Genomic DNA, 14,708 nt, shown 5'->3' with positions numbered 1-14,708 from the left:
ATGGCAACGGAAAAAACGTTAAGAACGTGTGAAAAAGGACATGAATACTATAAAAGTAGCGATTGTCCAACTTGCCCAGCTTGTGAGAAAGAAAAGAAACCAACAACAGGGTTTCTTTCACTTCTTTCATCACCAGCACGAAATGCGTTGCAACATCATGGCATTCACACGATAGAAGAACTCTCAAAGTATAGTGAAAAAGAAATTTTAAAACTACATGGTATGGGACCAGCATCTTTGCCGAAGCTTAGAAAGGCTTTGGAGGAGAGCGGATTATCATTTAAATAAAATGAAACAGTAAACAGTGTTTTTTTGATAATCTTGAATGAGATAAAAGAAAAAAGTAGGAGAATATCTCCTACTTTTTTTATGCTGTTCCGATCTGATCTTGATCGGCCACATCAGAATCAAACGTATTTGTTGCACTAACACCGCTAAAAGTGTTCACGACAAATCCAACATTGGAAGCTCCGGATCCATTATAAGCTTTCGTATTTTCTTTTGGAGACACGTTATAAAAATCCCCTAAATTGAACGAACCATTACTGTTTTGAACGACGAGATTTCCAACAACAGAAGGCATACTATCCACCCACTTTACTAAGCTTTTTAATTACTATATGAATTATTGTGCGGAAGGTTCATCCGTAATATATTGGCGAATTTGCATAATACGAGAGTTATTAAAAACATAATCAACATTTCCAATTTGAAAGCAACCAGAATTTAAAAGTGTTCGCAATTCAACATTGTTTACTTCAATAAAAGGGCATTCATTTACAATGTTTAATTTTACATCTGTCGTTCGTTTTGGGATTGTAATGTGTTCATCTGTAAAGATTTCAAATGCGTCTAAGCGGCCTTCGTCTTTTATATAACAAGGAATTTCCCTGTGGACGGCAAGAGCTCTACTTTTTAATTCCATTTGATTTGCATCTCCAACTTGAAATACAGCAGTAATCCCCAAAGAAATAATAGAAACATTTTGGACAACAGACACATGATGTAACATAATTTCTCAGTCTCCTTAACCTGGAGTAGGAGGGACATCTGTGACTAATGGTACAAATGGACCCTCTGTAACAGTTTCAAATGGTGTATCGAGAATAGAAGATAGTATGAGGAAATTTGCATCCCCAATTAAAAAGAGTGCGGATGACGATACACCGTTCATTTTAATCTGTCCGACTTTTAACTCGCGATTTACAACGTTAACATTCATACATACTTACTCCTTTCGGAAATTACCCGGTATGTGTTGAATAAAAGATAGAAAGGCGTTGTCGATATCATGTTTCATTGCTTGGAGAATGATATCGCGTAAATAATCTGGATTTGTTGAAGAATCTTCGTATGATTGTGCTTGTGATAAATAATAAGGAAGCCTATGCTCCATCTGTTTTTTTATGTCATCAACCATCATTTGTCGATACATTTCATCGAGCGGCGTTCTCTCTTCTTGTTCAAAATGGAGAATTCGATTATATGCTTCTTCATCTAAGTAACGATGCATTTCTTGAAGGATACCTTGGTAAAAATCTGGGTTTGTATCTGTTTCAGGATTTACTTTTAACGTTTCTGTATCCACTTGAAAATCTTCAATTTGCTGTCCTTTTGCTGAAAACGGATTTAAACCAATATTTAAAGTGCCATTTAAATTTTCTACTTTTAATTGATCGAATTTGTATTCCACTTTTCCTACAGAAGAGGAGGGGCGATTTTTTAATTCGGTAAGCTCTTCTTGTAATAGGCGCACTTGATCTTCTAGATGAAGGATGGTTGATTGCTGTGCTTGAAGAGCTTGTTGAAGTTGGTGTAAGTAAGTATATATATCTTGATTCATTTTGTGAAACCTCCTTTTCAGTAGGGAGGGTAAAAATATTCCTGCTATATATTTATGACAAGGATGTCTTAAGAAGAACTAGTTGATGGTTTGATAGAAATAATTTGTCCTTTCGCCTGCAATGGGCGAAGGGGCTCTGTAAATCCACCACTATTTGAGAATTTAGATAGAGCTTTAATACTTCCTGCAGTACCAATTTGGAATACAGAAGAGGTTGTAATGCTATCAATTTTAATGCTATTAATGATGATGCTTTGGTTTACATAAAGATTCAATGCAATCGCCTCCTCTAAGTTGAACCAATTATCGCTTGATCAATTACATCTGAATCATTGACAGTCGTTGCGCTTTGATAATTGTAGACAGAAACGTTATCTCCAACATTAAAAGAGCCGGCCCCGGCGAAAGCGCGTGAATAACTAATAGGCCTAATCGCAAATACATCTCCGATATGAAAAATACCACTTGATCCAATATTGACGATACGAATATGTCCGACCATAGCTGGCATACAAAACACCTTTCGTTTTTAAAATTTTCTTTTCTACTATTGTATGGGCGTTTTCAATAAAATGTGTTTTTTTTTTATAAAAGAAACACACACGTTATTGCGTGTGTGTATTGAGTGTTTGATTAGGGTGAAAATCCGTATGTACATGCCAAATTACATTTAAGAGCCTGTCCAGTTCTTGGCTACAATCCACTGTTTTTTGAGAAGTCATTCCGTAGCGTTCAGCAAAGTAAATCATTTTTTCACGTTTTTTTTCAATCGCTTGCTCAAACATTGAAATCGGCTCCATCTCTAAATGAAATTTTTAGTATATATGTAGTACATATTATACAAAAAACCCATAAAAAAGAAATACCTTCGCTAAAAAAAGTAAAATTTCTACATTTTATGCCAAATATAAAGGAGTAACGAATAGGATATGAGAAGAATATTGTAAAAATTAGCGTGCATGAGAAGGTTTTTTTCTTACGGATGCGAATACAATTAAAGGGTATGAGTTTTAGGATGGAGAGTGGAAATATTGCGTTTGGTAACGGCGAAAAAAGATGAAAAGGTATTTGTAGGTATTGTGGATGAAGAGGAAGAAAAGGTATTGCATGTAAGAGAAGCGCAAAGACAAAAAGGGGAAAAGGTTACGATTCCGATTACAATGTTAGAGTGTATTGAAAGAGGAACCGAATGCTTTGAAAAAATATGTGATATTGTAAATTGGGCGAAGGAAAATGAAGGGGCGGCGTATTATCCGTTAACTGAGGTGAAAATATTAGCGCCAATTCCAAGGCCAAGGAAGAATATTCTTTGCGTTGGAAAAAATTATCGTGAGCATGCGATAGAGATGGGCGGAGTAGAATCAATTCCAGAAAATATAATGATCTTTACGAAAGCGCCGACGACAGTTATTGGAATGGATGAAAAAATTAATAGTCATCCCCACGCAACGAATGAACTAGACTATGAAGGAGAACTAGCTATCATCATTGGTAAGCGAGGGAAACAAATAAAAAAAGAAAAAGCGCTTGAGCATGTTTTTGGTTATACCATTATAAATGATATAACTGCTCGCGACATTCAAAGGAAGCATAAACAATTTTTCCTTGGAAAAAGTTTCGATACATTTTGTCCGATGGGACCGTACCTAATTCATAAATCAATGGTTGAAACGCCAAATGCGTTACACATTGAGACGGTAGTAAATGGGGAAATAAGGCAAACTTCAAATACAAATAAAATGATTTTTTCAATAGAAGAAATCATTTCAACGATAAGTAAAGGAATGACGTTAGAGCCAGGCGATATTATCGCAACAGGAACGCCGGCTGGTGTCGGAAAAGGTTTCACACCACCGAAGTTTTTGCATGCTGGTGATGAAGTGGTCATTACAGTAGAAGGAATTGGTACTTTGCGAAATGTAGTGAAATGAAAAAAGAGCTATCTTGTGAAAAGATAGCTCTTTTCTATGGTCTTGGGTGATAGAGGTAATCGATAACCGAAAAAGTGTAAAGACCAACGAATGCAAGTGTACAAATACCAAATAGTATAACCGTAAGTGCGCTTTTTTCTCGTCCAAAACCAATGATAGTAAGGGTAACAGCAGTCCAAAATGATGCTTTCAGTAGTGTGAATGTAGTAGAAGTTGAGTAGTGACTAAGCAATGTTACGGAAAGGAGGAAGCCAAAGAATGTAACTAAAATAAAAGATGTAGCTAAATAGTTAATATGTTTACCATATCGTAATAACATATCGTACCTGCTTTCTAAAATAAAATACAGAAAATTGCAATTTTATTTTAGTATAAATCAATATAAAAAGAAAGAGGTTGTCCCAACATGTAGGACAACCTCTCTATTATTACGATAATACCGCTTTAATTTTTTGGAACGCCCACTCTAAATCTTCTTCAGAGATTACTAGAGGTGGTGCGATACGAATTACATTTTCGTGTGTTTCTTTACATAATAGACCAGCTGCTTTTAGTTGTTCACAGTAAGGACGAGCTGGCTCGTTTAATTCGATACCGATGAATAAGCCTTTACCACGAATGTCAGTAATCATTGGGTTATCAATTTCTTTTAATTGCCCAACTAATTTTTCGCCTAATTGAAGAGAACGCTCTGTTAATTTTTCTTCTTCTAACACTTCAAGAGCTGCGATAGAAACAGCACATGCAAGTGGGTTACCACCGAATGTAGAACCGTGAGAACCTGGCTCGAATACGCCTAAAATGTCGCGGTTTGCTGCTACGCAAGAGATTGGGAATACGCCGCCGCCAAGTGCTTTACCAAGTATGTACATGTCAGGAGTTACATTGTCCCAGTCACAAGCAAATACTTTACCAGTACGGCCTAAACCTGTTTGGATTTCATCTGCTACAAATAAAACGTTTTCTTTTTTACATACTTCAAGAGCTTCTTTTAAGAAACCAGCTGGTGGGATGTTAATTCCTGCTTCACCTTGGATTGGCTCTAAAATGAATGCAGCTGTATTTGGTGTAATTGCAGCTTTTAACGCTTCTAAATCACCGTAAGGAATTACGATAATGCCAGGAAGCATTGGACCGAATCCACGCTTGTACTCTTCGTTTGAAGACATAGAAACAGCACCCATCGTACGGCCGTGGAAGTTATCTTCACAAACGATGATTTCAGCACGGTTTGCTTCTACTTTCTTCACGTCATAAGCCCAGCGGCGTGCTGTTTTAATTGCAGTTTCAACAGCTTCTGCACCTGTATTCATTGGAAGTACCATTTCTTTATTAGTTAGTTTCGCAACTTTTTCGTACCAAGGACCTAATTGATCGCTATGGAAAGCACGAGAAGTTAACGTAACACGATTAGCTTGGTCAATTAAAGCGTTAATAATTTTTGGGTGACGATGACCTTGGTTTACTGCAGAATATGCACTTAATAAGTCCATATAGCGGTTTCCTTCAGGATCTTCTACCCAAACACCTTCTGCTTTAGAAATAACGATTGGAAGTGGGTGATAGTTATTTGCCCCGTATGTGTCTGTAAGTTCGATAATATCCTTAGTTTGAATCATGATTGTTCCCCCTTTTGTTATTACAAGAAGTTTGTAAATACTCTAAATATTATAGCATTTAAATGTAAAAAAGCGAAACATTTCCTGAAAATAAATGAACATGTTATCATATAGAGTGAAAAAGTGTGAAAAGAGGAGGTAGGGGATACGATGGTACATATGCATATTACAGCATGGGCGTTAGGTTTAATTTTATTCTTCGTTGCGTATTCACTTTATTCAGCAGGAAGAAAAGGTAAAGGTGTACATATGGGGCTTCGTCTTATGTACATTATCATTATTGTGACAGGTTTCATGTTGTACATGGGTATTATGAAGACTGCAACAAGTAACATGCACATGTGGTATGGTTTAAAAATGATAGCTGGTATTTTAGTTATCGGTGGAATGGAAATGGTTCTTGTGAAAATGAGCAAGAACAAAGCAACAGGGGCAGTTTGGGGATTATTTATTGTTGCACTAGTAGCAGTATTTTACCTTGGACTGAAATTACCAATTGGTTGGCAAGTATTCTAATAAAAAATAAAACCACCTTATAATCTCAAATGTTTGGGAGATAAGGTGGTTTTTTATTTTAGGTCGCATCGATATGCAACTCTTCTCCGTTTACTTTCGTAAAACGAAACATGTTTTTATTTGACGTAGCGTGACGAACGAAATGGTGCTGCAGCGCACAAATCATCTCTTCGTTATCGAACAAAAGAATATTTACTCCTTCGCAAGCTTCCTCTTTCGGTAAGAAAGATAAATAATTATGACAATACATGCAATCATATAAAGAGTAGTGAAGCGATTGCAATGATTCGGTTAATAACGTAAAGACAGAGTCAGGTAATTCCTCGAGCCATTCCGTATAGCTAAGAAGTAATCTTTTTCGAATTCGTATCATTTCTCCGTTTTGCAAATGATGCTGTTCATTGGCGATTTGTAATACATCTTGTTCATAGAAACGAGCTGGTAGCCAGTTGTTGTTATATAAAATCTCAAAGCCATCTTCGGCAATATCTTCTAATAAAAATGCTTCATCATTTTCATCATCAAAGAACACCCATTCATTGTTTATATATTCTACATTACCGACTGTATGAGCGCGAGGCTGGTTATATAAAATATGGTTACGTTTTATCATACATGATTTCTCCTTTATGAAAAGTAGTTATTTCTGTTATAGACAGTTCGTGCATTCTTTATAACTAGACACACCTAGACATAGGTGGGCATACAATAAAACACGTTTTACTGAGTGAAAATGCTATTCCGTATGTGGATGGTAGGTTATCGTCAAGTTTTTCATTTTTTGATCCGCACCTCTAAGGGTGGGGATTACTGCTCGTTTAGGAAAAGAAATAAGATGGAAGGATGATTCGTATGTGCGGAATTACAGGATGGGTGGATTATAAACGCTCATTAGAAGGAGAACGGGACGTCGTTACGAAGATGGCTGAGACGTTAGCGAAACGTGGCCCAGATGATAATAAAGTTTGGATTAAAGGCAATGTCGCATTTGGGCATAAACGGTTAATCGTTGTTGATCCTGAGGGTGGTAAACAACCGATGACTTGTTTAAAAGATGAGACGAATTATGCAATTTGCTATAACGGTGAATTGTATAATACAGAAGATATTCGAAAGGAATTATTAAGAAGAGGATATACGTTCAAAGGTCATTCTGATACGGAGGTGCTATTAGCGTCGTATATTGAATGGAAAGAAGAATGTGTCGATCATTTAAACGGTATATATGCGTTTGCTGTATGGGATGAACAGAAAGAACAAGTATTTATTGCGCGAGATCGATTAGGTGTAAAACCGCTATTTTATAAATATGATAGTGGACGATTACTATTCGGTTCAGAGTTAAAAGCGATACTAGCGCATCCAGATGTGAAGGCGGAAGTAACGTTAGAAGGGTTATCTGAAATATTCGGTCTTGGGCCGTCTAGAACACCTGGTCATGGCATTTATGCTGGTATAAAAGAATTACGCCCAGGTCATGCGATGACATTTTCAAAGAACGGTTTATGTATATGGAGATATTGGAATGTAGAAAGCAAAAAACATGAAGACTCCTTTGAAGAAACAGTAGAGAAAACACGCTTTTTATTACAAGATGCGATTACAAGGCAGCTCGTTTCTGATGTACCACTATGTACTTTTCTATCAGGCGGTGTAGATTCGAGTGCAATTACAGCAATTGCTGCGAAAGAATACGCAAGGTCAGGAAAAGGGCAATTACACACATACTCTGTTGATTATGAAGATAATGACAAATACTTTAAAGCGAATGCGTTTCAGCCGAATTCAGATGCGCCATTTATTCATTTGATGACTGAGACGTTTCAAACAAACCATCATCGCTGCGTCATTTCAAATGAACAATTAGCACAGTATTTAACAGAAGCGGTACTCGTTCGTGATTTGCCTGGTATGGCAGATATCGATTCCTCATTATTATGGTTTTGCCGCGAAATTAAACAAGATTTTGTCGTCGGTTTATCTGGGGAATGTGCAGACGAAATATTTGGTGGTTATCCGTGGTTTTATAGAGAAGATGATTTACAATCGAGTGCATTTCCGTGGATGCGCTCTACAGAAGCGCGTGAACAACTGCTAAAGAAAGAATGGAGAAATAAATTAAACTTACAACAATATGTACAGCAGCGTTATGAAGAATCTATTCAAGAAGTTCCTGTTTTAGAGGGAGAAAGCCCAATTGAAGCAAAGAGACGACAATTATTTTACTTGAACATGGTATGGTTTATGACAACATTATTAGACAGAAAAGACCGTATGAGTATGGGGGCAAGCTTAGAAGTACGTGTTCCATTTGCGGATCACCGACTTGTCGAATATGCGTGGAATATTCCTTGGGAAATGAAAATGTATAAAAACCGCGAAAAAGGTCTATTGCGTAAAGCATTAGAAGGGTTACTTCCAAATGACATCTTATATAGAAAGAAGAGCCCATATCCGAAAACGCATAATCCGCACTATACGAAAGTGGTAACAGTATGGCTACAAGATTTATTAACGGATAAAGGATCAATTTTACACGAACTATTTGATAAAGAACAGCTGCGCGGATTAATTGAGTCAGGTGGTAGTGCATTTCAATCCCCTTGGTTCGGTCAATTAATGACTGGTCCGCAGCTTTTAGCTCATTTAGCGCAAATTCATGTTTGGTTTAAAGAGTATGGGGTAAATATTAAAGAATAGAAGAAAAGCGACTTACATAAAAGTAAGTCGCTTTTCTATTAAATAAATTGTCAAATAAAATTCAAAATCATATTAGAAAGAATACTTATTTAGAATAATTATTTTGACGTACTTATTATTAGTTGTTATAATTGGAAACGAATGTTCTTGAAAAAGATTCTCATTTATAAAATTGAGGTGTTATATAGATGACAAAGAAAAAAATAGGTTTACTCGTAATGGCGTATGGAACGCCAGAATCATTAGATGATGTAGAAGCATACTACACACATATTCGCCACGGGCGTAAACCTTCAGAAGAAGCGCTCCAAGACTTAATCGGGCGCTATAAAGCGATTGGCGGAATTTCACCACTTGCAAAAATTACGAAAGAGCAAGCGCATAAATTAACAGATGCAATGAATAATATGTTTACAGAGTATGAATTTACTTGTTATGTAGGCTTAAAACATATCGCTCCATTTATAGAAGATGCAGTAGAAGAGATGAAAGAAGATGGAATTGAGCAAGCGATTAGTATCGTATTAGCGCCGCATTATTCTACATTTAGCATTAAAGCGTATAATGACCGTGCTATTCGTCTTTCAAAAGAAATCGGTGGCCCTGTTATTGAACCAATTGAACAATGGTACGATGAACCGAAATTTATTTCCTATTGGGCAGATCAAATAAAAGAAACATTTACAAAGATTGAAGATAAAGAGAAAGCAGTCGTAATTTTTTCAGCACATAGTTTGCCAGAGAAAATTATTTCAGCAGGGGACCCTTATGTGAAGCAATTGCAGCATACAGCAGATTTAATTGCGGGGGCTGCCAATATTCAAAACTATACAACGGGTTGGCAAAGTGCCGGAAATACGCCTGATCCATGGATTGGTCCAGATGTGCAAGATTTAACGAGAGATTTATATGAAGAGCATGGATATGAATCTTTCATATATTGCCCAGTTGGCTTTGTCGCAGCGCATTTAGAAGTTTTATATGACAATGATTACGAATGTAAAGTTGTAACTGATGAGTTGAATTTGGCATATTTTAGACCAAATATGCCAAATTCACAACCTGTATTTATCGATTGTTTAGCTGAAGTTGTTTCCAAAAAAATGAAGGAAATAGTTGACAAGAATTTAGTTTTGAATAATAATTAGTTTATAATAATTTTAAATAAATAATAATTACTATGAAAGAAAGAGGAGGATCCCCCTAGATGAATCCAAATAATCGCTTAACAACAAACCAAGGTGCTCCAGTTGGAGACAACCAAAATTCTCGTACAGCAGGTCGCCGTGGACCGGTATTATTAGAAGACTATCATTTAGTAGAAAAACTGGCTCACTTTGATCGTGAACGTATTCCAGAGCGTGTTGTGCATGCACGTGGTGCAGGTGCTCACGGTGTATTCGTAACGAAAAACAGCATGAAGCAATATACGAAAGCAGCATTTTTACAAAATGAAGGAACTGAAACGCCTGTATTTGTTCGTTTCTCAACGGTTATTCATGGTCAAGGTTCTCCGGAAACAGCTCGTGATCCACGCGGGTTCGCTGTTAAATTTTATACAGAGGAAGGAAATTACGATATCGTAGGGAACCATCTACCGGTCTTTTTCATTCGTGATGCAATTAAATTCCCTGATATGGTGCATTCTTTAAAACCAGCACCTGATACAAATGTTCAAACACCAGATCGTTACTGGGACTTCATGACGTTAAGTCCGGAATCTACACATATGATGACGTGGGTATTTTCTGATTACGGTACACCAGCAAGCTATCGCGAAATGGAAGGTTTCGGTGTCCATTCATTTAAATGGATTAATGCAGAAGGTAAAATCGTCTATATTAAATATCACTGGAAACCACAGCAAAGTGTACGTAACTTAAGTGCAAAAGAAGTGCAAGAAGTACAAGGAAAAGACTTCAACCATGCAACTCGTGACTTGTTCGATGCAATCGAAAAAGGAAACTATCCGAAGTGGGATTTACACGTACAAGTGATGCAACTAGAGGAAACGGATTCTTTAGATTTCGATCCATTAGATCCGACGAAAGTATGGCCAGAAGATCGCTTCCCATTAATGGAAGTAGGGACGATGACGTTAAATCGTAACCCGAAAAACTTCTTCGCAGAAGTAGAACAAGTGGCATTTTCTCCAAGTGCAACTGTAAATGGTATTGAACCATCTGAAGATAAATTATTACAAGGTCGTTTATTCTCTTATCCAGATACACAGCGTTACCGTCTTGGTGCGAACTACTTACAAATTCCTGTAAACTGCCCGTACGCAGCTGTTCATAACCAACAACGTGATGGTGCGATGCAAATAAATCAAAATCCATCTACAATTAACTACGAACCGAGCCGTCATACTGAAAATCCAGTTGAAGACCCGACTTACCGCGATTCAACTATGAAAGTAGAAGGTTATGTATCTCGTGAAAAAATTGATAAACCAAATGATTTCAAACAAGCAGGTGAGCGTTATCGTTCATTCTCTAAAGAAGAGCAAGACAATTTAATTGCAAACTTAACAAATGACTTAAAAGACGTAAATGAGCGCACGAAATTACTAGCTATTTGTAACTTCTTCCGTGCAGATCACGATTACGGAATGCGTTTAGCACAATCTTTAAATGTTGATATTACGCAATATGTGGGAAATGCTCCGAAATAAATAGGAAAAGACGACTGTTAAGCGGTCGTCTTTTTATTTGTAGTGTTTGCTATTATAAAAATGTTTATAGCGATTGGGAAACAAGGTGATGAGCGCGCTGCGTTTATAAAAAATAAAGCGATGGCTGAGACGTTTCAAATTGCGATGGGGCTAATGGTACTTGAGGTGATTCCTTTTATTTATCATCGTTTTAATGAAACGGTAGGAATACTGTTTAATCCAGTTCGCTTTTTAGCTGTAATAGCGATTGCGTTTCTTATTATATTAAGTTTGAATAAAAGTAAGTATGGTGATTCGTAAGTTATACCGGAGTATTCTTCAGTTTCGTCATGTAGGAATTTATTGGTAAATCGATATATTTAAAAAATCGTCGATATATTCACTGGAATACTAGGTGGGGTATCTAACGCTGACAAGTACAATAAAAAGAGATGCAATCTACTACTAATAGACTGCATCTCTTTTTTAGTTCACCCGCTCAGTGTACTCGTAAGCTTTCTCTCCGTGCATCGAAATATCAAGTCCCATATGTTCTTCGTGTTCATCTACCCGAACAGGGAGGAAGAAGTTAATTATTTTAATAATGGCATACGTCATGATGATCGTGAATGCATATGTTGCGCCGATTGCTACCAGTTGTTTGAACAGTAAAGCGGCGTTTCCGTAAAATAATCCGTTCGCGCCATCACTGTTTACAGCAGTAGTTGCAAATAGTCCTGTTGCAATACCGCCCCAAGTTCCGCCGATACCGTGGCATCCGAATGCATCAAGTGTATCGTCGTATCCGCATTTCATTTTTAAGAAGAAGACTGCGCCGAAGCATAATACGCCGCCAATTGCTCCGATAAGAAGAGCGGAGAAAGGTGTAACGAACCCGCAAGCTGGTGTAATAGCGACTAGACCGGAAACTACACCACAAGCAGCTCCCATCGCAGTCGGTTTTGATTGGAAGAACCATTCTGAAAGCATCCAAGTTAATGCAGAGGCAGCAGCGGCTATATTTGTATTAATAAATGCAGTTAAAGCTACGTCGTTTAAAGATAATGCACTTCCGACGTTAAAACCGAACCAGCCGAACCATAGTAAGCCTGCGCCTAACATTGTGAATGGTAAATGGTGAGGAGAAGTACCGTTTATATTTTTTCGTTTTCCAAGAAAAATGGCTAATACAAGGCCGGCCACGCCAGATGTAATATGAACGACGTTACCACCAGCGAAGTCTAACGCGCCAAGTTCTCTTAGCCATCCACCAACGCCCCATACCCAATGAGCGACAGGATTGTAAACGATTGTTGTCCATAGAAGGATGAAAATAAGGAAAGCAGAAAATCGCATTCTTTCGGCGAATGCACCTGAAATTAAAGCGGGAGTTAAAATAGCGAACATGAGTTGGAACATCATAAATAAATTGTGAGGAATAGTAGATGAGTAGTCTGGATTTGGTGCGTAGGTAACGCCGTTTAAACCGAACCAATCGAGTGTACCGATAAGTCCGTGCCAGTCTGGTCCGAATGATAAAGAATAGCCGATCACAATCCACTGAATCGAAACGATAGCCATTGCGCTATAGCTATGCATTGTCGTACTGAGTACGTTTTTACTGCGAACCATGCCCCCGTAAAAAAGTGCCAATCCTGGTGTCATTAACATGACCATTACTGTCGTTACAAACATAAAAACCGTATCTCCCATATTCATTCTCTCTCCTCCTGTAATGTTAGAAATAATAACATCAACTTGTTATGTTTCATATCATATTCGAAATGAAATGAAAAATCAACTAAAAATTCAGAAAATTTATACTTCATGTTAGAAAATCTAACATGAAGTATTTTGAGGAGAAAGAAATCAACATATGCGATTTGTTCGGAAAATTGGTATAATATTCTTATAATTAAAAAACATGGGGGATGCGTGTGGGAAAAATACGGACTAGGAAACTATTCATTTGTTTTTGTTTAGCTGTCGTCTTATTTGTACCAATACATACGTTTGCAGACGGAAAAAGAGAGTGGAGAGACGAAGTTATATATTCCATTATGATTGATCGCTTTAATAATGGAGAACCGAAAAATGACAAGCAGTTAGAAGTTGGTAATTTAGAAGGATATCAGGGCGGAGATATAAGAGGGACTATAAAAAGACTGGATTACATAAAAGAAATGGGCTTTACCGCTGTTATGCTTTCTCCACTTTTTGAAAGTGGAAAGTACGATGGGTTAGACGTGCACAATTTTCAAAAGGTAAATGAACATTTTGGAACAGAAAATGATGTGAAAGAATTTGTACAAGAAGCGCACGCAAAAGGAATAAAAGTTGTACTTCAATTTCCGCTTGGAGAAAACGAACAACAAGTCATTGACGCGATGAAATGGTGGATCAAAGAAGTTGATTTAGATGGAAGCTATGTGATGCATAGTGAAAAAATGTCGCGTTCTTTCTGGGATGACGTGCAAAAAGATATGCAAGCGATAAAGAAAGATTTTCGTATTATGACAGAGGAAGATAGTGAATATAACGAAAAAATAGTAGAATCTTTTTCTAAAGTGGATGTATCGGTGAAACCTTTATATGATGTGAGTAAAAAAGAAGGGGAATCCGTTACATTTTTAGATAATCAAGATACAAAAAGGTTTGCCCGTATTGCAAAAGAGAATATGAATTATCCGCCATCTCGTTTGAAACTAGCTCTTACATATTTATTAACAGCACCAGGCATTCCGAATTTTTATTACGGGACTGAAATTGCATTAGATGGAGGAGATACACCGGATAATAGACGATTAATGGATTTCAAATCAGATGAGAAATTTATGCAACACATAACGAAACTCGGTGAACTGAGACAAACGAGACCGTCTTTACGACGCGGTACGTTTGAGCTTTTGTATGATAAAGATGGAATGAGTGTACTAAAACGAAAGTATAAAGATGAAGTGACAGTAGTAGCGATTAATAATACGAAAGAAACACAAAAAGTTGCTTTACCTGTAAGTGTGATTGGTGAAAAACAAGAGTTAAAAGGATTGTTAGAAGATGAAATTATAAGAGAAGAAAAAGGAAAGTTTTATCTCGTTCTAAAGCGCGAAGAATCAAATGTGTATAAAGTTAATGGAGAAACAGGTGTGAATTGGTTATTTATCTCTTTAATCGTCGGTGTGAACGTATTGTTTATTGCGTTTTTAACATATATCCGAAAGAAGTCTCCTTCCTCAGGCGCGTGAAAGACGATAGTCTAGCGGCAGGTGGGAGATGAATTTCGGTTTGGCGTAGCCAAACATTTGGTTTTCCTATTTATTTTGCCTCTGATATAATCAGTCTTATAAGAGGGGAATTTTGGTATAACAATGAAAGTAGATAATAATCTTGTAGTGTTCAGGTTGTGTGATCACCGTCATAGCTTATGGAAAATGAGGTGAATGGAT

The 14,708-nt window shown here is 37.1% G+C and carries 19 protein-coding genes; 8 read left to right on the top strand and 11 right to left on the bottom strand.

Annotated elements, in window-relative coordinates; genetic code table 11:
* Positions 1-288 (top strand): RNA polymerase alpha subunit C-terminal domain-containing protein, encoded by a 288-nt coding sequence (locus DN393_RS05360; RefSeq protein WP_064476838.1) that lies wholly within the window; start codon positions 1-3, stop codon positions 286-288.
* 79 nt (positions 289-367) lie between these two features.
* Here the strand turns inward: DN393_RS05360 and gerPF are convergent, their stop codons facing one another.
* The 7 genes from gerPF to DN393_RS05325 all read right to left on the bottom strand — a co-directional run bounded on the left by gerPF (position 368) and on the right by DN393_RS05325 (position 2,628).
* A complete protein-coding gene (gerPF, locus tag DN393_RS05355) occupies positions 368-583 on the bottom strand; it encodes a spore germination protein GerPF (protein ID WP_001141570.1) in 216 nt (71 codons plus the stop codon).
* 42 nt (positions 584-625) lie between these two features.
* Positions 626-1,012, bottom strand: coding sequence for a spore germination protein GerPE (locus tag DN393_RS05350; RefSeq protein WP_000902339.1), 387 nt, complete (start codon positions 1,010-1,012; stop codon positions 626-628).
* 15 nt (positions 1,013-1,027) lie between these two features.
* Complete coding sequence (gene gerPD / locus DN393_RS05345; RefSeq protein WP_001102341.1) at positions 1,028-1,222, bottom strand: spore germination protein GerPD; 195 nt, start codon at positions 1,220-1,222, stop codon at positions 1,028-1,030.
* A 6-nt stretch (positions 1,223-1,228) separates the two neighbouring features.
* Positions 1,229-1,843: a spore germination protein GerPC gene (gene gerPC, locus DN393_RS05340; protein ID WP_149173343.1), complete on the bottom strand. Its 615-nt coding sequence runs from the start codon at positions 1,841-1,843 to the stop codon at positions 1,229-1,231.
* A 68-nt stretch (positions 1,844-1,911) separates the two neighbouring features.
* The gene (gene gerPB, locus DN393_RS05335) at positions 1,912-2,118 is read right to left on the bottom strand and encodes a spore germination protein GerPB (RefSeq protein WP_048559586.1); all 207 of its coding nucleotides are present in this window, start codon (positions 2,116-2,118) and stop codon (positions 1,912-1,914) included.
* Between the two features lie 14 nt (positions 2,119-2,132).
* Positions 2,133-2,354, bottom strand: a complete 222-nt coding sequence (gene gerPA / locus DN393_RS05330) for a spore germination protein GerPA (RefSeq protein WP_001111187.1) — start codon at positions 2,352-2,354, stop codon at positions 2,133-2,135.
* A gap of 94 nt (positions 2,355-2,448) precedes the next feature.
* Positions 2,449-2,628, bottom strand: coding sequence for an aspartyl-phosphate phosphatase Spo0E family protein (locus DN393_RS05325; RefSeq protein WP_000462847.1), 180 nt, complete (start codon positions 2,626-2,628; stop codon positions 2,449-2,451).
* Positions 2,629-2,874: 246 nt separating this feature from the next.
* Here DN393_RS05325 and DN393_RS05320 point away from each other — a divergent pair, with 246 nt between their 5' ends.
* Positions 2,875-3,774, top strand: coding sequence for a fumarylacetoacetate hydrolase family protein (locus DN393_RS05320; protein ID WP_154131398.1), 900 nt, complete (start codon positions 2,875-2,877; stop codon positions 3,772-3,774).
* Between the two features lie 34 nt (positions 3,775-3,808).
* Here DN393_RS05320 and DN393_RS05315 read toward each other — a convergent pair whose 3' ends face one another.
* Together DN393_RS05315 and rocD are read right to left on the bottom strand one after the other, a co-directional pair.
* Complete coding sequence (locus DN393_RS05315; RefSeq protein ID WP_046956998.1) at positions 3,809-4,093, bottom strand: hypothetical protein; 285 nt, start codon at positions 4,091-4,093, stop codon at positions 3,809-3,811.
* Positions 4,094-4,202: 109 nt separating this feature from the next.
* Positions 4,203-5,393 (bottom strand): ornithine aminotransferase, encoded by a 1,191-nt coding sequence (gene rocD, locus DN393_RS05310; RefSeq protein ID WP_000616651.1) that lies wholly within the window; start codon positions 5,391-5,393, stop codon positions 4,203-4,205.
* A 150-nt stretch (positions 5,394-5,543) separates the two neighbouring features.
* Between rocD and DN393_RS05305 the strand changes: the two genes are divergently transcribed.
* Positions 5,544-5,909 carry a YisL family protein gene (locus DN393_RS05305; RefSeq protein ID WP_000233490.1) on the top strand — a complete coding sequence of 122 codons (366 nt, stop codon included), beginning with the start codon at positions 5,544-5,546 and terminating at the stop codon, positions 5,907-5,909.
* 58 nt (positions 5,910-5,967) lie between these two features.
* Here DN393_RS05305 and DN393_RS05300 read toward each other — a convergent pair whose 3' ends face one another.
* Positions 5,968-6,522, bottom strand: a complete 555-nt coding sequence (locus DN393_RS05300) for a DUF2777 domain-containing protein (protein ID WP_088047844.1) — start codon at positions 6,520-6,522, stop codon at positions 5,968-5,970.
* Between the two features lie 239 nt (positions 6,523-6,761).
* Between DN393_RS05300 and asnB the strand changes: the two genes are divergently transcribed.
* From asnB to DN393_RS05280, 4 genes are all read left to right on the top strand, one after another.
* A complete protein-coding gene (gene asnB, locus DN393_RS05295; protein ID WP_149173342.1) occupies positions 6,762-8,609 on the top strand; it encodes an asparagine synthase (glutamine-hydrolyzing) in 1,848 nt (615 codons plus the stop codon).
* Positions 8,610-8,797: 188 nt separating this feature from the next.
* Entirely contained in the window at positions 8,798-9,757 is a 960-nt protein-coding gene (gene hemH / locus DN393_RS05290; protein WP_064476831.1) for a ferrochelatase, read from the top strand.
* A 59-nt stretch (positions 9,758-9,816) separates the two neighbouring features.
* Complete coding sequence (gene katB / locus DN393_RS05285) at positions 9,817-11,283, top strand: catalase KatB (RefSeq protein WP_064476830.1); 1,467 nt, start codon at positions 9,817-9,819, stop codon at positions 11,281-11,283.
* A gap of 60 nt (positions 11,284-11,343) precedes the next feature.
* Positions 11,344-11,583 carry a hypothetical protein gene (locus DN393_RS05280; RefSeq protein WP_240368429.1) on the top strand — a complete coding sequence of 80 codons (240 nt, stop codon included), beginning with the start codon at positions 11,344-11,346 and terminating at the stop codon, positions 11,581-11,583.
* 165 nt (positions 11,584-11,748) lie between these two features.
* Here DN393_RS05280 and DN393_RS05275 read toward each other — a convergent pair whose 3' ends face one another.
* Positions 11,749-12,981 (bottom strand): ammonium transporter, encoded by a 1,233-nt coding sequence (locus DN393_RS05275; RefSeq protein ID WP_064476828.1) that lies wholly within the window; start codon positions 12,979-12,981, stop codon positions 11,749-11,751.
* A 212-nt stretch (positions 12,982-13,193) separates the two neighbouring features.
* Between DN393_RS05275 and DN393_RS05270 the strand changes: the two genes are divergently transcribed.
* Positions 13,194-14,507: an alpha-amylase family glycosyl hydrolase gene (locus DN393_RS05270; protein WP_149173340.1), complete on the top strand. Its 1,314-nt coding sequence runs from the start codon at positions 13,194-13,196 to the stop codon at positions 14,505-14,507.
* The last annotated feature ends 201 nt before the right edge of the window (positions 14,508-14,708 follow it).

Source organism: Bacillus sp. BPN334 (assembly GCF_008368885.1).
GTDB lineage: Bacteria > Bacillota > Bacilli > Bacillales > Bacillaceae_G > Bacillus_A > Bacillus_A wiedmannii.
The sequence above is the reverse complement of the archived record's forward strand: the minus strand, read 5'-3'. Positions and strand labels throughout refer to the sequence as shown.